This is a genomic window from Pseudomonas sp. SbOxS1 (genome assembly GCF_013416725.1).
GTDB lineage: Bacteria > Pseudomonadota > Gammaproteobacteria > Pseudomonadales > Pseudomonadaceae > Aquipseudomonas.
This window is the reverse complement of record NZ_JAAVXC010000064.1, coordinates 1-19,890: the sequence shown is the minus strand read 5'-3', so window position 1 is coordinate 19,890 and position 19,890 is coordinate 1. Positions and strand designations below refer to the sequence as shown.

The window sequence follows — 19,890 nt, the reverse complement described above, 5'->3', positions numbered from 1 at the left end:
GGGCATGCCGAGCCCTAGCGAGGCACCGAGTGGTGGGGCAAAGCCTTTTGCTTACTTTTCGGCGTTTGGAAAAGTGAGTCGCCGTAAGGGCGAAACCCTAGGTGGCCGTTACCGCAGCAATGGATATGTACTCCGTCCCCCCCAATCCAGTGTGTTTAGTCGGTATGCCGCACAACACTATCCACTCAACAAAAAACGCCGCTGCTCCGAACCTGGAATCAGCGGCGTCAATGGTAAGCGTGTAGCGCTATTTATAATGTTGCTCGTAGACGGCAACCTGCTCCGGCGTGATCAACTGAAAGGGCACCCAGACATCCGTCTCGACCGGCTCACCCTTGACCATCTTGATCGCCGCTTGCAATGCGCTGGCCGCCTGGGCCTTGGGGTCCTGGAAAACCGAGGCAACCAGCATCCCGCGCTTGATCGCCGCCAGTCCGTCGGGCAGGCCGTCGATGCCGACAATCGCAATCTCGCCCCTGGTTTTACCGGCCTGCTGCAGTGCCATGGCGGCGCCGATGGCCATCTCGTCATTGTTGGCGACGATGGCATCAAAACTGGTACCGGCCAGCAGCCAGTTACTGGTCAGGTCCATGCCTTTGTTGCGCTGCCATTCGGCGCTTTGCTGTTCGACAATCTTGATTCCGGGATAGTCCTTGAGCACCTGCTTGACGCCTTCGGTGCGGTCGTGCGTGGCGTTTTGCGCGAGGTCGCCCATGATGATCGCGAGGGTGCCTTTGCCCCCCAGTTTTTCTGCCAGGTAGCGCATTTGCAGTTGACCGGCCTCGATGTCGTTCGACGCCACGGTGACAACGCCTTTGGGCAGCACGCGTTCGTCCGGGTGGCGGTTGACGTAGACCAGTGGCGTCTGCGCTTCGACGGCGGCGCGGGTCATGTTGGCGGTGGCGGCGGTGTCTACCGGCAAGACGATCACCGCATCGACTTTCTGGTTGAGAAAGCCCTGGACCTGGTTGAGCTGGCGAACCACATCGCCTTGGGCGTCCTCGAACTGAATCTGGATGCCGTCCTTTTTCGCGGCTTCCTCCAGGCCGCTACGGACATAGGTCATGAAGTTGTCGTCGACCCTGGCGATGCTGACACCGACGCGATAACTGGCGGCGGCCCATTGGCTGAAGACGAGTAGCAGCGTGGCAAAAAGAAGTGAGCAGCGACGCATGATGGTTTTCCTTTTGTTGTTATCAGTCGACATTCATCAAGTTCAAGTTGCTGGCGCGCTCGGAATCAACGTCTGAGCGCGCCGCAGGTTCCTCACTCCAGCGTGAACGCTTGCCGGAAACGTTCGAGTGCCGCTTCGCTGTCGCCGCTGGCCCAGCCCTCCAGCCCGACGACACCGGTGTATCCCATGCCGAACAAGGCTTTGGCAATGGCCGGGTAATGGATTTCGCCGGTGCCCGGTTCCATGCGCCCGGGCACGTCAGCGACCTGGATTTCGCCGATGGCGCTACCGGCGCGCTGGATCAGTTCGATCAGGTTCCCTTCGCCAATCTGCGCATGGTAAAGGTCCAGGTTCATCTTCAAATGCGGGCTGCCCACGGCCTCGATCAACGCCAGGGTATCGTCGGCGCGGGCGAACGGCGTGCCGGGGTGGTCCACCTCGGTATTGAGGTTTTCCAGCAGGAACACCCGGCCGGCGTCTTCGCCCAGGCGAGCGATTTTTTCCAGGGTCTTGCAGGCGCTCAACCACATGCGCCCGGTGGTGTGAGCCACGGGTTTTACTGGCAAACCTTTATCGCCCAGGCCCGTGCCATGCAGGTTGAGACTCGGGCAATTCAGTTGGGCGGCAACGGCCAGGGATTCACGTGCGCTGTCGAGCAGGTGCTGGATGTCGTCGGGATCGGTCAGGTTGCCCGAGATGTAACCCGTCATGGAGGTGAAATCAGCGCCGGTGGCGACAAGCGCCGGGATGTCTTTGTGCGTCCAGTCCCAGATTTCGGCGCTGAAGCCCAGCGCGTGAATGCGTTTGACCCGTTCGGTGAACGGCAGGTCGAGGAACACCATTTCGGCACTGATCGCCAGTTTGAATGGAATGAAGCTCATGAGTGGGCTCCTTGTACGCGCACCGCCTTGCCTTGCTGGAAGGACTCGATACACGCCCGGGCAATGGCCAGTGCCGCGCGGGCATCTTCACCGCTGGCGAGTGGTTTTTCGCCGCTGCGCAGGCAGTCGACGAAATGGTTGAGCTCGGCCACGTAGGCATCACGCAGCAGGTCGGTGTCCAGGCGCAGGGTGTCGGCCTGGATGCCATTGGCCAGGTAGCGAACCAGGTCAGAGTCATTGACGCTGCCCATGCTCAGCATGCCGGCGCTGCCGAACACTTCGCCCCGAACGTCGTAGCCATACACCGCCTGGAAATTTGCCTCGGCGGTGGCGATGGCGCCGTTGTCGAAACGGATCGTGACCACAGCGGTGTCGAGCAACCCCTTGTCCTTGAACTCTGGAGCGATCAGGGCATCGGCCATGACAAACACCTCGACCGCTTCGGCACCGGGATTGAGGTAGCGCAGGGTATCGAAGTCATGGATCAGGGTTTCAAGGAAGATCACCCACTGTGGTGAGGCGGAGGGATTGTTCAGGGCCGGATCGCGGGTCAGCGAGCGCAGCAACTGCGGCGTACCGATCCGGCCGGCGACCACATCCAGGTGGGCGGTGCGGAAGCTCTTGGCAAAGCGGCGGTTGAAGCCGACCTGCAATGTCACTCGCGCATCGGCGGCCGCAGCGATGGCACGGTCGGCTTCGTCCAGGGTAATGGCCATGGGTTTTTCACAGAACACGCCTTTGCCGGCGCGGGCCGCACTGATCACCAGTTCGGCATGGCTGCGGGCCGGGGCGGCGATCAGTACGCCGTCGATTTGCGGGTCATCGAGCAATTGCTGAGGATCGGTGTAGATCCGCTCCACACCCAGCTCTGCGGCGAGGCGAGCGGCCTGGCCTGGTGTCGGGTCGGCGATGGCAGCCAGGCAGGCACCGGGAATGTGCCGGGCGGCCGTCAGGCCGTGAAAGCTGCCCATGCGGCCGGCGCCGATCAGACCCAGGCGGATGATCTTGGATGTACTCATGAAATGACTCCCTTTTATTGTTGTGCAATGACTCGACAGCAGGAATGTCCTTGCTGGTACAGAGTCGGGGAGCAAGCGCTGTGCCAAGACTTAAGTGTTTGATATTTAAGGAGTTAATAAACAGTTCTGGAAATGCGTGTTCAGTCTGATGACATGTCTATACTGACATGTCAAAAACGTGAACATAGGAGCGAATGGTGATCCCGCAGCCAATGGCCTTCAGCGAGCAAGACCTCGATTACATTACGGCGCTCGGTCCGGCGTCGTTAAGCGAAGGCCCCATCGCTGCGCTGGAGCAAGCCTGGCTGGCGTGCCTGGGTGGGCGCACCGACCGACCGGCCGGGGTCAGGCAGGCTATTTGGGATTCCTGGTTGCGCAGCGTCCGTGCCGGCCTCGATCCCGATGATGGCCAATACCGTTTTGTCGCCCCCGACGTGCTGGCAGCAACGCTGGCGGCCAATCGTGTGTTGATCACCGCGGCGGCGGAGGTCATGCGCGGGTTGCTCGCCTACAACCCCCGGGGCCATATCAATCTGACCGATGCCGACGGGACGACGCTGTATTTCTGCGGCCTGGACCTCACGCCGGTGGGCAGCTGGCTGCTGGAGTCGGTACAGGGCACCAACTGCACAGGGCTGGCGCTTGCCGAAGACCGCTTGATGTATGTGCTGGCCGAAGAGAACTTCGGTGTCGGCCTGCGTCGACGGCGCATGCATTGTGCCGCCGCGCCGATCCGCGATGCCCAGGGCAGGACACTGGCCATGCTGACCCTGACCGCAGAGCCCGGCTGGTTCCATTTCCATACCCTGGGCACCGTCCAGGCCGCCGCCGAAGCGGTTTCGCGGCAGATGGCGCTGCAGGCTTTGCTGGAAGAACAACAAACCGTGCTTGAAGTGCTGAACGAGGGGCTGGTGGTGCTGGATGAGCGCGGCTGCATCAAGGCGCTCAATCGCTATGCCCGGCAATTGTTTCGCGTGGGCCTGGAGTTGCTCGGTAGTCCGTTCCAGCGCCTGGGCCGTAGCGATCTGACCAGCGAAATTCTGCTGCGTGGCGGGGCAGGGCAGCAGCAAGAAGGGATACGGGACCTCGATTGCACTTTCGAGCTGCATGATCGCAGCCTCCTGGCCTGCCTGGTGTCCGTGTGCCCACTGGAGCAGGGCGGGCGCATCGTTTCGCTGCGCGAGAACCGACGCATCCGGGAAATTACCCGGCGGATCATCGGCACTCAGGCCAGCTACACCTTCGAAACCATTCAGGGCAATTCGAGAGCGATTCAGGATGCGTTGCACTTGGGAAGGATCGCCAGTCGCAGTGACTCGACCACGCTGATCCTGGGCGAAAGCGGCACTGGCAAGGAGTTGTTCGCCCAGGCGATTCATAACGGCAGTGACCGCTGCGGTGGTCCGTTCGTGGCGGTCAATTGCGGGGCCATTCCGCGAGATCTGGTGCAGAGCGAATTGTTCGGGCATGTCGAGGGCGCCTTCACCGGATCGGCCCGTGGTGGTTCGGCCGGCAAGTTCGAATTGGCCGATGGCGGAACGATCTTCCTCGATGAAATCGGTGACATGTCGTTTGATGCCCAGGTCAGCCTGCTGCGCGTCTTGCAGGAAGGCGAGGTGACGCGGGTGGGCGCGAAAAAATCGCAGCAGGTGAACGTGCGCATCATCGCCGCCACTCACCGCAACTTGAGTCAGGCAGTGGCCGAGGGGGCTTTTCGTGAGGATCTTTATTACCGGCTGAATGTGTTGAATCTGACAGTTCCGCCACTGAGGATGCGTCGCGAGGACGTGCCCTTGCTGGCGCAACATTTTCTGGGTCGTTGCGCACGTTCACTGCGCAAATCGGTGCAGGGCATCTCGCCAGAGGCGCTGGATATTCTCTCGGCCTACCACTGGCCGGGTAATGTTCGCGAGCTGGAAAACACCCTTGAACGGGCGACCAACCTGGCCGTGACCGAACTGATCCAGCCGGCTGATCTACCGCTTGAAATCAAGCAAAGGCCGCGGCCGTCTGCGCCGGGAAGCCTGCCCGAACCCCGGGCCGCACTGGACCTTGGTTCCCATGAAATGAATGCGATCATCGCGGCCCTGAAGGATACCCGCGGCAACATTCGACTGGCCGCCAGGCAGCTGAATGTGTCCCGTGGCGGGTTGTACAACAAGATGAATCGGTTCGGCCTGAACGCCGAGGTTTTTCGTTCGGGCCCCAGCCTGTGACGGGGCAAGAAAATCAAAAGCCAAAACGAGGCGAGGCGGCCTTAAAACCGACCTGATCGGGAGCCGTACGCAATTCCCTGTAGGAGCCAGCGGTGCGGCGATCCGACTTGCCGGCGAAGAACGATAACGCGGTACAACAAACACACCGCAGCGCCTGGTTCGCCGGCAAGCCTGGCTCCTACAGGGGATTAGGTACCCCCGTAAAAGTCAGGTCGGCTTTAAGGCCGCCTCGCTTTTGCTTTGGATCTGGGCGACCCACGGAGCAATGCCGGACTGAGGGCATGCCGAGCCACAGCGAGGCACCGAGTGGTGGGGCAAGAGCGTTTGGTTACTTTGCGCCGGGCGGCGTTCCGTTTTTCAAAGTCACCCGCTGTAAAAGCGGAACCATAAGTGGTCGTTACCGCAGCAATGGATATGTACTCAGACAACAATCTCCCAGAGGCTTTGACGCGGCATGGATCAACGGTGGTAGAGGCGCCGATGGCTCAGGGCGTGACAGAGCCGCTCCCCCTTCATCCTCGAGCGTTTTCCGAGGTCATGATCTGCAACGGAATATGAACCCGATGCCGAACCGGATCGAAGTCCGGCGTGGTCTGCAGTTCCACCAGCAAATCCACCAGCGCCGCCGCCAGCAATCGCGGCTGGGAGTCGATGACCACGCTGATCAAGCCCTGAGCCAGGGCCTGGCGCGACAGCTCGGTGGATTCCTGCAGGATGCAACAGAGATTCGGCCGCTTCGGCAACTGCGACAAGGCACTGATGATGCCGTCGCCGCCCCCGCCGACCACGCACAATCCCCGCAAGTCGTCATGGCGCGCCAACAGTTCCAGCGTGGCTTCTTCGGTGACGTCACAGTTGTCCAGGTTGATCACCGCTTCGAGTGGCTTCAACCCGGGGGCGTGCTCCGCCAGGTAACTGTGCAGCCCCTCCACCCGCGCCTGATGGCCGAGAAAACGGTGGCCACCCAGCAGTACTCCGACGCTGCCTTTCTGGCCACCGCAGGTATGCGCCAGCAACCATCCCATGGTGCGTCCGACGACATGATTATCCTGACCGACGTACGGCTCATTTGCCGCCTCGTGGATATCGGACAGCAGGGCGATCACTGGCACACCCGCGGCCCTGATCTGCGCGATGGCGGCATTGATCAACGGGTGCGCGAAGCTGACCACCGCCAGGCCATCGCACTGCACTGCCAGTTGTTCGATCTGGGCAATGATGGCGCCGGGGGTGCGATCGAAAACGTACTCGAATTGACAGCTTAAGTTGGCGCCGGCCTGACGCTGCGCCGCTTCGGTGATGGCAGCGGCAACGTTGGCATAGAACGCCTGGGCGGTGCCGAGTAGCAGGATGCCGAAACGATAACTGGGGCGCCGTTCGCGGATCCGCTGGCCGATCAGCCTGGCCGCGAAATAGCCGACCGCCTCGGCGGCCTGGAATACCTGCTCGGCGGTAGCCGGGTTCACCGCAGCCCTGGCATTGAGCACCCGGTCGACGGTGGCGACACTCAAGCCGGCACGCTCGGCGACCGTGGCGATGGTTGGGCGTTTAGTGTTGTTCATGGCGGCCCCCGCAAGCGCCTTGATAGAAAACTATCAAGCTTCAATGGGCCTGGATGATAGCTTGATAGGGAATGTATTCAAGGGCTTGAGGGCAATCTTTGGGCTCTCTATCGTTTCCCAAGCGATGTGATAGCGCATCCAGGCAAGTGCCTTAAACCATCAAGCTTGCGGAGAACAATAAAATGCCTGAACAACACGCAGCATCTGGAAAATCCGCTAAACCCGTGCCTCGGGATTATCGGTTGACGGGGCCCGAAGCGGCTAAAGCCGCGCAAAAAGGCCTGGTCTCGGCCAACTGGTATCAATCCCCCATTCCCCGTAAACGCATGAAGGAGTTAATGCAGCGCCGCGACGGCCCGGCTTTGCGCGATACCGCGATCTGGTTGCTGGCGATGGTCGCGACCGGGTTCGGCGGTTACTGGTTCTGGGGCTCATGGGCCTGTGTTCCGTTCTTCTTCGTCTATGGCCTGCTCTATGGCACCGCGTCCAATGCCCGTTGGCACGAAGCTGGTCACGGGACGGCGTTCAAAACCCGCTGGATGAATGATGCGGTCTACCAGCTGTCGAGCTTCATGTTCATGTTCGAACCCCAGGTCTGGCGCTGGAGCCACGCACGGCACCACACCGACACCATCATCGTCGGTCGCGACCCCGAGATCGTCGAGCCGCGTCCGCCGAGCCTGATCATGATGGTGCTGAGCCTCTTCAGAATGCCTTATGCAATCAAGACGATGTGGTCGGTGTGCCGGCATGCGACCGGGCGAATGGCTGAAGAAGAGCAGACCTTCATCCCCGAATCCGAGTGGCCCAAGGTGCAAAGGGACGCGCGCGTCTGGCTGGTGATCTATGGGCTTGTCGTGGGCGCGGCGCTGTATTTGCAGAGCTGGTTGCCGCTGATGTTCATCGGCCTTCCAACCCTGTATGGCGGCTGGCTCTCCTACCTGTTCGGCCTTACGCAGCATGTCGGCCTGGCCGAAGACGTACTCGATCACCGCAGCAACTGCCGCACGATCTACATGAACCCGGTACTGCGTTTCATGTACCTCGACATGAACTATCACCTGGAGCACCACATGTATCCGATGGTGCCTTTTCATGCCCTGGCACAACTTCACGAAGAAATCCGCCACGACTGTCCGCCGCCTTACGACAACCTGTACGAGGCCTTCCGGGAGATCATCCCGACGATCCTGAAACAGCGCAAAGACCCGAATTATCACATTCGCCGGCCTTTACCACCGCGTGCAGAAGCTGCCGCGACCGTCCAGGCACCCGCTGAAACAACACCGGCCTGACACCTTCCTGGCTGTACCACTACAAGAGAAAACGCCATGACCGATCAATGGATCGATGTCTGTGCCGTGGGCGAAATAAATGAAGAGGACGTCATTCGTTTCGACCATGGCCCGCACACCTATGCCGTCTACCGCAGCGCAGACGACGAGTTCTTCGCCACCGCAGGCCTGTGCACCCACGAGTCCATCCACCTCGCCGATGGCCTGGTGATGGAACATGTCATCGAGTGCCCCAAGCACAACGGGCGCTTCGACTACCGCTCCGGCAAAGCCCTGGGGGCGCCGGTGTGCGTCAACCTCAAGACCTATCCGGTGCGGGTCGAGGCGGGGCGTGTCCTGCTCGCAATCACCGTTTAATTGCAGGGAGTCTGTGCCATGAGTTCCATCAATGCTCCACTGGTCATCGTCGGCGCCGGGCATGCGGGAGGCCGCGCGGCGCTGACCCTGCGGGCTGAAGGTTATCGCGGTCGCCTGATCCTGATCGGCGACGAATCCCACCCGCCCTACGAACGTCCGCCGCTGTCCAAAGGCTTGTTACAGGGCACCGTTGAACTGGCGGGTTGCAGTTTGTGCGATAGCGCCCAACTCGCCGAACTGGACATCGAGCACCTGGCCGGCAACCCGGTGCAAAAACTCGACCCGCCGCAGCATCGATTGCAGTTGGCCGACGGCAGTTGGTTGCATTACGCCCGCCTGTTGCTCGCGACCGGGGGCAGGGCGCGGCTGTTGCCCTCGGTGCCCGGGCATCTGCCCAACGTACTTTATCTGCGCACCCATGACGAAGCAGTCGCACTACGCGATTCGCTGCAACCCGGCGCCCGATTGGTGATCATCGGTGGTGGCTTTATCGGCCTCGAGGTCGCCGCGACGGCCCGTGCCCTGGGTTGTATGGTGACCTTGCTCGAAGCCGGGCCGCGCCTGGCAGGTCGCGTCCTGCCGGAGCGATTGTCCAGTGTCCTGCTGGAACTGCATCGCCTTCAGGGCGTGGATGTCCGGCTGAACGTGGCGATAGAAACAGTGCAGGGCGCAACCCGCGCTGAAGCGGTGCAGCTGGTCGACGGCCAGGTGTTGCCCTGCGACCTGGTCGTGGTGGGCATCGGCATGCAACCCAACACCGGGTTGGCCGTGGCCGCCGGATTGCAAGTGGGTCAAGGCATTCGTGTCGATGCGCAGCTGCGCACCAGTGCGCCGGACATCTTTGCAGCAGGCGATGTCTGTGAATTTCCTCTGCACCCGCAAGGAGGGTTCCAGCGCCAGGAAACCTGGCGCAACGCCGAAACCCAGGGCCGTCACGCCGCGCTGAACCTGCTGGGGGGCGAGCGACCGTTTGAGGTCATTCCCGGCTTTTGGTCCGATCAGTACGACTGGGGGCTGCAAACCGTGGGCGTCTTCGCGACCACCGAACCGACGGCGAGCCGGGAACCCCCGGGCGGTGGTTTCCTGTTGTTCTACCTCGATGCCGAACAACGTCTGCTAGGGGCTTGCGGCTGGGGCCAGGGCAATAGCGTGGCCAAGGACATCAAGTTGTGCGAGCGGTTGATCGCCAGCCAAAACGCGCTCTCGGTGGTCGCTTTAGCCGATGCCGATGTATCGCTCAAGCAATTGTTGAGGAACTGACATGCGCGAATTCCTGGTGTTTCAGTCCTTGTGGGCCATGCAGGATCACCGTGGCCAATGCGACCTTCCCCTTGAAGCGCAACTGGAGAAAATCGCCGCCGCCGGTTTCGACGGGATCACCGACCATTTCTGGGTAGCGCCACAGGCGGCACGCCTGAGCGCCGCGGCCAAGGCGCAAGGCCTGCAAATCGAAGGTCAATTGTTCCCCCGGACCGTGGATGACCTGGCGGCCGCGCTCGATGTCGTCTCCCGCTACGGCTGCCACCACCTCACGCTACAGGCAGACGTGCGGCCGCGTACGCTGGCGCAAGCCATCGAGCTGATCGAAGGTTGGCAGCGCCTGGCCGAGCAGGTGGACTTTCCAATCCTGCTGGAGACCCACCGTTATCGCCTCACCAGCGACCTGTTGTTCACCCTCGACATTCTCGCGCAAATGCCCGACCTCAAACTGTTGGCCGACTTGTCCCACTACGTCGTGGGCCGGGAATTGCCTGAGGCGGCTACCGCTGAAGACGAGGAACAGATCCATGCCATCCTGCGCCACAGTTGGGGTTTTCACGGCCGGGTCGCCAACGGCGAACAGGTCCAGGTGCCCTTGAGCTTCGCCCGGCATCGACCCTGGCTGGACCGGTTCCTGGGCTGGTGGCGCTACGGGATCGAGGATTGGCTGGCCCGCCCGGACACACCCGACAGCCTGTCCTTCACCTGCGAACTGGGTCCGCCGCCTTATGCGATCACTGGGGCTGATGGGCATGACATTACGGATCGCTGGGCGGAGGCATTGATGTTGAAGGAGCTGATGCGTGGGGTCTGGAACGATTGCCAAGTGAGACCTGTGCATGGGGGGCGCTGAGCGCAAATGAAAAAGCCCGACACTGGGTCGGGCTTTCCAATCACGTAGCCAACTCCCTTTGGCTGATTGCAGTGTGCCCGGCCAGTGTGACGAAGTCGTGACGGGAGTGCGCACATCACGTGCAGGCCGGATTTTTCTCTCAATGGAGAGTCTTGCGACTCTCGCCAATCCTGATCCGGTCAAGCGCCCGGTTCAATGCGTCCAAGGCATCGAGGAGGGCTTTGGCCTCTGCTTCCCGGTCATCCCCCCATAGTCGTTCAGCCATTTTGTTCAGGGCCTGGATAGCTCTTTCAATGTCCGCAGCGGTTGCTGTTGGGGTGTCTGTCTGTGGCTTTTTAGGCATGGTCAAAGTTGCTCAAGTGCTCGAGCGAAAACGCCGACGATCGGACATTCTTCGGCGCTCATCTCAGTAGAGAAATTGGTGAAAAGCGCATATTAACCGACGGTCTTGACCGTGCTGCCGATTTTCACGCGTGTGTCACGGGCGCAGCCGATGTCATTGAATCACTACAGCATTGACTGAAGGGCAGGGCACGCCTATATAGGTGCCCAATGCACAGTTCAGTCAACGCAGGAAACGTAAATGAGCGATGAGATTGATATTCCTGAGCCCGAGCACGACCATCTGCTCGATCATGAATTTCACGATGAAGAACCCTGGGTTGAAGAAGACGCCCAAGGCATTCTTGACGATGATGATGACGAAGAAGATGACTTGGACTACCTTGATTCGATTGATCAAGAGGATTAGGTCGACAAGATCTTCTTTGGGTTTGGCATGCTGCATGCCGTACATCATGGCGGTAGAAGAGGGTTACGCCCAGTCGAAACCCGGTTCAGGATCAATCGGCGGGTAGCACCGCAGGTTTGCAAGATCCAGCAATGTGAAATGACCGTCCATCCAGCCGCCTGTGTCGATGTGGTACACGTTGCCCAGCACTACAGCTTGCTTGAGTGGTGTATGGCCGACCACCAGGGCGCGAAGTCCTTCGACGCCCCCGGTATCGCCGGCCTGGATCCGGGTGCGTGACCACATGCAGCGCAGCTGCACGAGTCGCAGCTGCTTGTCGCTTTCAGGGGATTCGAGTTCGGTGCGCAGTTGATCCCATGATGGCACGGGGCAATCGGCGTGAATGATCGCGACCCATCCACCAGGCGTCTCGATCTCGATGGCAATCGGCAGCTTGGCGAACTGCAGCGCGAACGTTTGCTGCTCCAACGGCGACAGCTCGGTGAACCATGACCCGCCGTTGCAGATCCAGCTGAAGACGTCGCACGTGTCGAAGTGCACCACGAAGTCGTCATGGTTGCCGCACACCGGGTGAAACCATGGCTTGGCCAGCCAGTCCAGGACGTCTCGGCACTCAGGGCCGCGATCGATCAGGTCTCCGACGCTGAACAGGCGGTCGACAACGGGATCGAAACCGACCGTATCCAGCGCAGCCTGCAACCGGGTGAAGTGCCCGTGAATGTCACCTGCCGCGAAATCCCGGCCAGCGGTGTTTGCAGCGAAGCGCTGGATGCGCGGCACCTCGATGGTTGCGATCATGGGGCACTCCGGTACGGCAGAAGGCGTTGCTTTTGTTACTCGTCGATCACCGCTTAAGCATGCGCCAGGGTTGTGGTCCGTGTCACAGTCGTTTGTTTAAAATTTGGCATGGCTTCGCTTCGAAGGGTCTACATTCGAGGGAGTATTCCCTTACTGAGAGAACGGATATGTTCAGACATCGCTCGTTGATTGCCGCTATTGCCTGTGTTGCATTGGTTGGCGCCTCGACGCCGGCATTGGCCGATCCAGGTAATGGCAAGGGGCAGGGAAACGCAAAGGGCAATTCGCAAAACAGCCAGGAGCATGGCAGCCAGGGCAACAAAGGGAAGCATTCAGGAGGCGGTGATTGGGACAATGGCCCAAGCATCAATCGGGGAAGCATTATCGGTATTGTCGATGGGCATCGGGACTACTGGAGCCCCGGACCTGCGTTACCACCCGGCATTCAAAAGAACCTCGCCCGCGGTAAACCGCTTCCGCCTGGGATTGCCAAAAAACTCGATGGCCGGCTGATCGGCAGTCTGCCGCATTATGACGGGTATGAATGGCAGCAGGCGGGCACTGACTTGATTCTGGTGGCAATCGCTACCGGTCTTATCTATGAAGTGCTCAACGGCGCTTTCGATTGATTCCTGCTGGCGCATTCCGTCCGTCGCGGGACTTGAACTGTCTTGGGGATTACGCGTCATAAGGTACGCGTAATCAACCCTCACGGAAGCAATCATGCTTTTTAAAAACAAGAGTCTCGTTGCTGTAATGTCATGCGCCCTGATGCTTGCAGCCGCCCCGTTACTCCCTGCTGACCTGTCCATCATGAATGCCGCCTATGCGAAAGAGGGTGGTGGTGGTGGTGGTGGTGGTGGTGGTGGTGGTGGTGGTGGTGGCCACGGCGGCGGAAATGGCGGTGGGCATGGCGGCGGAAACGGCGGTGGTCACAGCGGCGGCAATGGCGGCGGCCACAGTGGTTCGGGTCACTCCGGCAGTAACGGCCGCGGCGAGGGTTTGAGCAGTGATCATGCCGGCAAGTCGGTTCGCGACCACGGCATAAGTGGCAACCATTACGGCAGTGATCGTAATAGTGACAATGGCCACGGCACCACGACTTCAGGCATTGCCCACTCCAAAGATACCCGCGGCCTGGATAAGGCCAGGGCTATTTCGGCGTCGACGCCGGGCGATCACAACGCGAAGGGACTGAGTAAAGCCGGCGCGCCAAAAAAATCCCATTGAGCAGAAACTGCCAGGCAAGCGACTTTTTAGCGGCCAGGCGTTTACAAAAAAATCCCGGAGACGTCTGTTTCCGGGATTTTTTTTGTAACGCAGGTCGGTAAACGTTTTACCCAGTGCTCTCGAGGATCAGCAATAAGCAGCTAGTCTTCACCTTGGTGTTGCAGGCTCTTGCCGTGTGGGCAGGAGACTGCTTTCCAGCGCAGGAGCACAGCGTATGTCCAGAATCCTCTTTTTGATGTTCGCCGGCATGGTCATGTGCGCCAGCCAAGCCATGGCCGACCCCCTGAAGATCGGCATCATCGGTTCCGGTAACGTCGGCGGTACGCTGGGTACGCTCTGGGTAAAGGCCGGGTACTCGGTCATGTTCTCCTCACGCCACCCCGAGGAGCTGACCGATCTGGTCAATAGCGCCGGCCCCAACGCCCAGGCGGGCTCGGTGAGCGATGCCGCGACCTGGGGCGATGTGATCGTGTTGAGTGTTCCCTATGGCGCGATGCCAGAGCTGTCCGAACAGCTCCAGGGCAAGCTGGGCGGCAAGGTGGTGTTGAGCACCAGCAACCCGTTCAGCGGCCGTGACGCAGAGGTCGGGCGCAAGGCGCTGGAGATGGGTGTCGCCTCGGCGGACCAGCAATACCTGCCTGGAATACGCCTGGTGCGGGCGTTCAACGCCATAGGCTATGCATCGATGAAAGACCAGTCCGGCAAAGACAAGGCGATTGCGATTTTCGCCGACGACGCCCAGGCCCGGGACATGGGCGCCCGGTTGGTGCGCGACGCCGGGTTTTTACCGGTCATTTTCCCGCTGGCGCGAGCCAATGAAGGTTTGCCTGGCGGCCCGCTCAGCGGCCTTTGGAACGAAGCCGAACTCAAGAGCAAAGTCGGTCTTTAGGAGAAATCCACCATGGCTTGCGCAAATCTGTTGGCCATTGCCTGGGGTGTGTTGTTTTGCACGGCAGCGTTCGGTCAAGGGGCGGCAGACACCGATCACCCACCGGCAATTCTGCCATTGGAATCCGAGACGGCCCCAAGGCTCATTGCCTATCCGCCGCTTCCCGAGCCGCTCGCCCGCGGCGTCGTCATTATCCAGTATCGAACGGAGCAGGCCAGGATCATGCCGGTATTCGGCAAGGCGGCTGCCGATGTATCCCCACGCCTGGGTCACCTTCACGTGACCGTCGACGACTGGAAAGGTACATGGGCGCACACCAGTGAAGACCCGATCATCCTGGTCGGACTGACCCCCGGCACCCACAAGGTTCTGCTTGAAGTGGCCGACCCGACGCACAGGATCCTCACCCATGCGACAGTGAGTTTTACAGTACCGCCGAAAGAGCCATCCGTCGCCCCTCACACTGACGCGGGGCACGCCGTAAAACCGTAACTGTTAAGTGGTTAGTCGCGCACGTTCTGGTACAGCATCAACCGCGAGGTTTCATGCATGGCGCGGGTCAACCGTGACAGCCGCTTGAACTCCTCGGGGTTTTGCCCGGCGACGTTGTCCAGCGGCGTCGGTGAGGCCAGGTCATGCAGGGTTGGCGAGCTGCCATCGTGCTCCATCTGCACCATGTAGTGTTGCGTCACGCCGGCAATCAGCGGGAAGGTGCCTTCACGCAACACCAATGGCACCACGCGTTCGCCTTCGGGCGCGGGCTGCTGGATATCGCGGCCCATGCCGCTGTTGCGAAACTCCAGGCCAGCCATGCCCGCCACGGTTGGCAGCAGGTCCACCAGGCCGACGGCTTCCTCGACCTTGCGCGTCCCGATCATGCCTGGCGCGTGGATGATCATCGGCACCGCGTTGCTTTCCAGGCCCAGTTGCTCGTAGGCCGGGGCCAGGAAGGGGATCTGGGCAATACGGGTGTTGTGGTCGCCGAACAGCACGAAGATGGTGCTTTCGTACCAGCCGCCGGCCTTGGCGATTTCCATCAGGCGTCCGATGTTGAAGTCCAGCAGGCGCACGGCGTTGTATTGCTCGACACTGCGCGAGCCTGCGGCCTGGACCTGTTCCAGGGTAGGGTGCTTGACCTCGAATCCGTCATTGCTCTTTGGAATCGTGAAGGGGCGATGGTTGCCGGCCGTTTGCACATAGGCGAAGAACGGTTTGTCCTTGGGCAACGCTTGCAGGATCTGGTCGGTTTCCTTGAACAAGTCCAGATCCGAGATGCCCCACACATCCACCACCGGGGATTTCCAGTCGCGCTCGTCGAACAGGCGAACGCCATCGATGCTTTGCCGGATCAGGGCATTCATGTTGGCCCAGCCGGAGTTGCCGCCGATGGTGTAGATCTTGTCGTAGCCGGTGAAGGCGTTGATCAGGGTGTTTTGCCGGGTGATCAGTGGGTTACGCGTCGCGGTTTCCTGTCGAGTGACGTCAGGCACCCCGGTAATGCTGGCCCAGACGGTTTTGGCCGTACCCGTGACCGGCACATAGAAATGCTTGAAGAACCAGCTCTGCGTGGCCAGGCGATCGATATTCGGCGTTGGATTGATCGGGTTGCCATAGGCCCCGACAGCGCTGGTGCCCAGCGACTCGAGCATGACGAACATCACGTTCGGTGGCCGCGAACCCGGGATTTTGTAGGGTTGTGGCGCCTGGTGGCGGACGAAGTCGAGGGTCTGCGGATCAGGTTTGTCGACGCCCAGATAGTGGGCCATGACCGCGTAATGTTCGCGCACCTGTGCTTCGTCATAGCGCGACTGGCCGACCTTGACGGTGTCGTAGAAGAAAATCACCGGGTTCAGGCCCAGCGCGGCGATCTGGTTGTTGCCCGAGAAGAACGCATCGCTCCAGCGCAGCGGCACGGGGTTTTCGAGGTTCAGGTGTTCGACACGACCCAGGATACCCAGCAACACCAGCACCACCATCACCGCACCGCCCCATGTCGCGGAGAGCGGGTGAATGGTTTTGCGCGGACGGTCCAGCGTGATGCGCTCCAGACGCACCAGGGCCAGTGTCACCAACGCGACGGTTGCCAGCCAGCCCAGTGAGATCCAGATGACCGGGTAGGTTTGCCAGATCATGTCACGGGATATTTGCGCATCCTCGATGAAGCGCAGCACCGTGGCGTTGATCCTCACGCCGAGGTAGGCGTAATGGCCAAAATCGATGATGTAGATCAGCAGCACAGCGCTGAGGACGGCGACCAGGTACAGGCGGGCGATGCCACGCAGGAGGCGGCTGCCGACAAGGTTCCAGCGCGGGATCCAGGCCAGCAACGCCAGCGGCAGCATCATCAGGATGGCCAGGCGCAAGTCGAACCGAAAGCCGATGCCCAGGGTTGTCAGCACATGATCGTCACCCAGGGCTTTGGCGTCGAAACCGGAAAAGCCGAAAAAGAACACCACCCGCAGCAGGGCAAACAGGACGAAGGCGATCGCTGTTGCGCCCAGCCAGTAATGCAGACGTCTCGATTTCAGCCAGCCCATGCCCGTTTCCTTAATTAAGATTTTTTTGAGTTTCAAGTGCCGCACAGGGTGATGAGTCGGCGATACGCCCAACGCGCCCCTAGTATCAGCAACGCCAGGCAGCAATACAGGCCCAGCAGCGGATCGACCAGGTAATCCCAATAGTTGTGGGAAGGTTTGATCCCGGCGATGAAAGCCAGGGTCGCGCAGGTCAAGATCACCACGGCCAGGTAATGACGCAGATAGAACAGGCCCAGCGTCATCAGTGCCACGAGCAACAACAGTGGCCGCGGGCTGTAGCCCCGCCGGTAAGGGTCCAGGTCGCTCAGGCCCAGGGTTGCCGGGTACAGCACCAGGGCCAGGGTGGCGAAGAGGATCAATACGCTGGTTTGACCCTGCCGCTCAGGCGGCAGCAGATCTAGCCTGCGCAAACACCCCCACGCCATGAACACCATTGAGGTGATCGCAAGGTCGTCGATATGGCTGCGCAGGTAAGCGGCCAGCGACAACCCGCCCAGCGGTATGAAGCTGGCGGCCAGCAAGGCAAGCAGCAGCGCGATGCGCCAGGTCCTGTCCAGGCCGAAAGATGGCAGCAACAGGAAGATGATCATCGCGAAGCTGGCATGGGCCTGCCACAGGTTAATCATTGGAGACGCTCGGCCAGCCAGGCATCGTTGAAGGTGACGTGTTTAATGAAGGTGTTGTTCCAGGAATAAACCAAGTGATACATCCCGTCGGGACTGCGGATGAAGTAGGGGTATTCATATTCAAACTCGCATTCCTGGCTTTTACACACACGTTTGTCGAGGTTGGCGAGAAATTGCCCCTCCAGCGCCTGGCGCAACTTGCCACTGGAGCCACGGAATTGTTTGCCGATGATTTCCTTGTAGACCAGGGGGGTATACGGATCGCCCTCTGGGTCCGGTGATTTGTCCAGGTCGTGCAGCAGGCGCCAATCGTCCATTTTCGCATTGGTGACATACAGGCTCAGCTTGAAGCGCCCCTCTTTCAGGTCATTGAGTGCTACCAGCAACCCGTGTTCGGGCGTCGCAACGGCGGCCAGCGAGGAATTGGGGTTCGAAGGAACCAGCGGATAAGGTTCGCTCCAGTTTTGCCCGGCATCTTCGGTGCGGCTCGCCAGGACCCGATGGTGGGTGTCACCGGCATAACGCAACAAGGCGATGCCGCGTTGGCCATCCAGCGGAACAATCGCCGGTTGCAGCGAATTATTACCGTGGCTGATGCGGAATTTGTCGATCACCACACCGTCTGCGCTCAAGTACAGGTACTCGGCAAACTTGCCGAGGAATTCGTGATAAACTGGCAAGCCTATGGAGCCGTCGGCATGAAACACCGGTGCCGACCGGACCAGGGTGCTGATATTCAGGAAAGGTGAAGTGATCAATTGGCGCGGTGCCGACCAATGCCCGCCAAAGTCGTCTGAAACCATCACATTGACTGCGCTACCGGCCCAGCCGCCCATGGAGACGGAAACGTAGAACAGCCATAGGCGGTTGTCCGGCGCGAGGGCAATCACCGGGTTGCCCAGTTTGCGGATGTACTTTCGCGTGCTTTGCTGGGTCGAGTCCCGGGTCGCCATGACCTGTTCCTCTCCCCACTCACCGGTGCCCGGGTCGAAACGGGCGGAGCGCACCTGCACATCGGCTGCGCCTTCGCGTGTGCCAGCGAACCAGACCGCCATCAGGCTACCATCGGGCAGGGCAGTGACTGCCGCGGAATGCACGAAGTCCACCAGCCCTGAGGAGGCGAAACGGCTGGAATAGATGGGTCTGGCTTCCTTGTCCGCCACGGTCGTGACCGGATTGATCAGGGCAAAGGGCGAATGCTCGGGGGCCGGGTGGGTGATCCATGCAGCCGCGAACAGGCAAACCAGGGCAAGGTAGATGCCGAATGCAGGAATGCCGGGAAATTTGATGCGCATTATTGAGCCTTTGGCATTTCAAGGCCCATTAGAACACCCAACCTTAGACTTTAGTACATGATTGGATTGTAAGAATTTTTGTTGCGCAGGCTGTTGCCTGCAAAATTGAGTAAACGCTCCAGGGGCAATTTTTTCAGGGCCGAAAAAGCCCGCGCCACGCGCATGCCAACTAGTTGTATTTGCCAACGGAATCATTGAGTTACTGAATGGTCATAGACAGGGTTTCAACGTCGTTCGGGATTTTCCACGGCTGAAACCCTCTTACCCCCGACCTTCAGGATGCTCAAATGAATCGCGCAGTAATGATGACCCTGGCCCTTTCCAGCCTGCTCTTGCTGGGAGGCTGCGGACCTCACTGGGAAGACGGAGAAAGGTACGGCCGATATCAAGATCATGATCATCGCCGTGGCTATGACCGGGATGATGATCGAGGCTATGACCATCGATACGATCGTCGTGACGATGATCGCGACAACCGTCGTTATCGCGATCGTGACGACCGGGACGACTGATACATCCGGGGTCTTTTGAAAGAGGGGTAGGGGTAGGGGTTGGTCAGCTTCCCGACTTGCTACCCCTTTGATTCTCCCCGTCATCCTCCGATGCTGCGTCTTTCTTTATGGCGTGCGCGTCGGCACCGGCGTTTGAACCCGCCGCTTCCTCGCCCTTTTTATCGGCCTTTTCTTCGTTGGATTCAGGCTGGTTGAGCCCGGGAAGTGCCGAAGGTGGAATCGTTGCGTCCTCGGTGGTTTTCTCGCTGGCCTGCACGAACAGCGGCGAGGTCGACAGCAGGCCCGTGAGCATGAGAGTGGCGAGGGTTATGTTCATCGTTTGAGTCTTCCGTGCGAGGGGATGTACTGCATTGGAAGGCCGACTCATGGGAAGGTGCGTAGTGGCGGACGAGCGGCAAGGCGGGGGGCTTATTTGTCTGGGCTCCGCATTGCAGCGATGGCGGCCTGACAGCCGACCGATCGCTCGCGGCTGTACCCGTTTTACTGTAGGAGCCCGGCTTGCCGGCGAAGGCGCCCTGACATTCGATGATTGTCTTTCAGGTGTACATATCCATTCCTGCGGTAACGGCCGCTTATGGTTTCGCTCTTACAGCGAGTCACTTGGAAAAGCCCCAAGTAACCAAGGGCTCTTGCCC

At 60.2% G+C, this 19,890-nt stretch carries 21 protein-coding genes; 11 read left to right on the top strand and 10 right to left on the bottom strand.

Annotated features, from left to right (window positions below; translation table 11 throughout):
• Positions 1–247 precede the first annotated feature (247 nt).
• The 3 genes from HFK74_RS32255 to HFK74_RS32245 all read right to left on the bottom strand — a co-directional run bounded on the left by HFK74_RS32255 (position 248) and on the right by HFK74_RS32245 (position 3,074).
• On the bottom strand, positions 248–1,174 hold the full coding sequence (locus HFK74_RS32255) for a sugar ABC transporter substrate-binding protein (protein ID WP_180207120.1): 927 nt from the start codon (positions 1,172–1,174) through the stop codon (positions 248–250).
• A gap of 92 nt (positions 1,175–1,266) precedes the next feature.
• Positions 1,267–2,055 carry a TIM barrel protein gene (locus HFK74_RS32250; protein WP_180207119.1) on the bottom strand — a complete coding sequence of 263 codons (789 nt, stop codon included), beginning with the start codon at positions 2,053–2,055 and terminating at the stop codon, positions 1,267–1,269.
• A complete protein-coding gene (locus HFK74_RS32245; RefSeq protein WP_180207118.1) occupies positions 2,052–3,074 on the bottom strand; it encodes a Gfo/Idh/MocA family oxidoreductase in 1,023 nt (340 codons plus the stop codon). The genes HFK74_RS32250 and HFK74_RS32245 overlap by 4 nt, the downstream gene beginning before the upstream one ends.
• A 194-nt stretch (positions 3,075–3,268) precedes the next feature.
• Here HFK74_RS32245 and HFK74_RS32240 point away from each other — a divergent pair, with 194 nt between their 5' ends.
• A complete protein-coding gene (locus HFK74_RS32240; protein ID WP_180207117.1) occupies positions 3,269–5,290 on the top strand; it encodes a sigma-54-dependent Fis family transcriptional regulator in 2,022 nt (673 codons plus the stop codon).
• A gap of 512 nt (positions 5,291–5,802) precedes the next feature.
• On the opposite strand, the gene HFK74_RS32235 is transcribed toward HFK74_RS32240, so the two are convergent.
• Positions 5,803–6,852 carry a substrate-binding domain-containing protein gene (locus HFK74_RS32235; RefSeq protein WP_180207116.1) on the bottom strand — a complete coding sequence of 350 codons (1,050 nt, stop codon included), beginning with the start codon at positions 6,850–6,852 and terminating at the stop codon, positions 5,803–5,805.
• A 182-nt stretch (positions 6,853–7,034) separates the two neighbouring features.
• Here HFK74_RS32235 and HFK74_RS32230 point away from each other — a divergent pair, with 182 nt between their 5' ends.
• The 4 genes from HFK74_RS32230 to HFK74_RS32215 are packed head-to-tail and all read left to right on the top strand — an operon-like array spanning position 7,035 to position 10,617.
• Positions 7,035–8,147, top strand: a complete 1,113-nt coding sequence (locus HFK74_RS32230; RefSeq protein ID WP_180207115.1) for a fatty acid desaturase family protein — start codon at positions 7,035–7,037, stop codon at positions 8,145–8,147.
• 36 nt (positions 8,148–8,183) lie between these two features.
• Positions 8,184–8,504 carry a MocE family 2Fe-2S type ferredoxin gene (locus tag HFK74_RS32225; RefSeq protein ID WP_007994296.1) on the top strand — a complete coding sequence of 107 codons (321 nt, stop codon included), beginning with the start codon at positions 8,184–8,186 and terminating at the stop codon, positions 8,502–8,504.
• Positions 8,505–8,522: 18 nt separating this feature from the next.
• Positions 8,523–9,764: an NAD(P)/FAD-dependent oxidoreductase gene (locus tag HFK74_RS32220; protein WP_180207114.1), complete on the top strand. Its 1,242-nt coding sequence runs from the start codon at positions 8,523–8,525 to the stop codon at positions 9,762–9,764.
• Between the two features lies 1 nt (position 9,765).
• Positions 9,766–10,617 (top strand): sugar phosphate isomerase/epimerase, encoded by an 852-nt coding sequence (locus tag HFK74_RS32215; RefSeq protein WP_180207113.1) that lies wholly within the window; start codon positions 9,766–9,768, stop codon positions 10,615–10,617.
• A gap of 139 nt (positions 10,618–10,756) precedes the next feature.
• On the opposite strand, the gene HFK74_RS33375 is transcribed toward HFK74_RS32215, so the two are convergent.
• Positions 10,757–10,960: a hypothetical protein gene (locus HFK74_RS33375; RefSeq protein ID WP_257230502.1), complete on the bottom strand. Its 204-nt coding sequence runs from the start codon at positions 10,958–10,960 to the stop codon at positions 10,757–10,759.
• A 240-nt stretch (positions 10,961–11,200) separates the two neighbouring features.
• Between HFK74_RS33375 and HFK74_RS32210 the strand changes: the two genes are divergently transcribed.
• Positions 11,201–11,368, top strand: coding sequence for a hypothetical protein (locus HFK74_RS32210; protein ID WP_180207112.1), 168 nt, complete (start codon positions 11,201–11,203; stop codon positions 11,366–11,368).
• Positions 11,369–11,431: 63 nt separating this feature from the next.
• Here the strand turns inward: HFK74_RS32210 and HFK74_RS32205 are convergent, their stop codons facing one another.
• The gene (locus HFK74_RS32205) at positions 11,432–12,166 is read right to left on the bottom strand and encodes a metallophosphoesterase (protein WP_180207111.1); all 735 of its coding nucleotides are present in this window, start codon (positions 12,164–12,166) and stop codon (positions 11,432–11,434) included.
• A 167-nt stretch (positions 12,167–12,333) separates the two neighbouring features.
• Between HFK74_RS32205 and HFK74_RS32200 the strand changes: the two genes are divergently transcribed.
• The 4 genes from HFK74_RS32200 (at position 12,334) to HFK74_RS32185 (ending at position 14,777) form a co-directional block, all read left to right on the top strand.
• The gene (locus HFK74_RS32200; protein WP_180207110.1) at positions 12,334–12,795 is read left to right on the top strand and encodes an anti-virulence regulator CigR family protein; all 462 of its coding nucleotides are present in this window, start codon (positions 12,334–12,336) and stop codon (positions 12,793–12,795) included.
• 94 nt (positions 12,796–12,889) lie between these two features.
• On the top strand, positions 12,890–13,396 hold the full coding sequence (locus tag HFK74_RS32195; RefSeq protein ID WP_180207109.1) for a hypothetical protein: 507 nt from the start codon (positions 12,890–12,892) through the stop codon (positions 13,394–13,396).
• Positions 13,397–13,610: 214 nt separating this feature from the next.
• Entirely contained in the window at positions 13,611–14,285 is a 675-nt protein-coding gene (locus HFK74_RS32190) for an NADPH-dependent F420 reductase (protein WP_180207108.1), read from the top strand.
• 12 nt (positions 14,286–14,297) lie between these two features.
• Positions 14,298–14,777 (top strand): DUF6130 family protein, encoded by a 480-nt coding sequence (locus HFK74_RS32185; RefSeq protein ID WP_180207107.1) that lies wholly within the window; start codon positions 14,298–14,300, stop codon positions 14,775–14,777.
• Positions 14,778–14,788: 11 nt separating this feature from the next.
• Here the strand turns inward: HFK74_RS32185 and HFK74_RS32180 are convergent, their stop codons facing one another.
• The 3 genes from HFK74_RS32180 to HFK74_RS32170 are packed head-to-tail and all read right to left on the bottom strand — an operon-like array spanning position 14,789 to position 18,743.
• Positions 14,789–16,822, bottom strand: coding sequence for an LTA synthase family protein (locus HFK74_RS32180; RefSeq protein ID WP_180207106.1), 2,034 nt, complete (start codon positions 16,820–16,822; stop codon positions 14,789–14,791).
• Between the two features lie 32 nt (positions 16,823–16,854).
• Positions 16,855–17,448: a hypothetical protein gene (locus HFK74_RS32175; protein WP_180207105.1), complete on the bottom strand. Its 594-nt coding sequence runs from the start codon at positions 17,446–17,448 to the stop codon at positions 16,855–16,857.
• Positions 17,445–18,743, bottom strand: coding sequence for an exo-alpha-sialidase (locus tag HFK74_RS32170; protein ID WP_180207104.1), 1,299 nt, complete (start codon positions 18,741–18,743; stop codon positions 17,445–17,447). Before HFK74_RS32170 ends, HFK74_RS32175 begins: the two co-directional genes overlap by 4 nt.
• Before the next feature lie 287 nt (positions 18,744–19,030).
• On the opposite strand from HFK74_RS32170, the gene HFK74_RS33370 reads away from it, so the two are divergent.
• Positions 19,031–19,255: a hypothetical protein gene (locus HFK74_RS33370; protein ID WP_257230501.1), complete on the top strand. Its 225-nt coding sequence runs from the start codon at positions 19,031–19,033 to the stop codon at positions 19,253–19,255.
• A gap of 43 nt (positions 19,256–19,298) precedes the next feature.
• On the opposite strand, the gene HFK74_RS32160 is transcribed toward HFK74_RS33370, so the two are convergent.
• A complete protein-coding gene (locus HFK74_RS32160) occupies positions 19,299–19,571 on the bottom strand; it encodes a hypothetical protein (RefSeq protein WP_180207102.1) in 273 nt (90 codons plus the stop codon).
• Between the last annotated feature and the right edge of the window lie 319 nt (positions 19,572–19,890).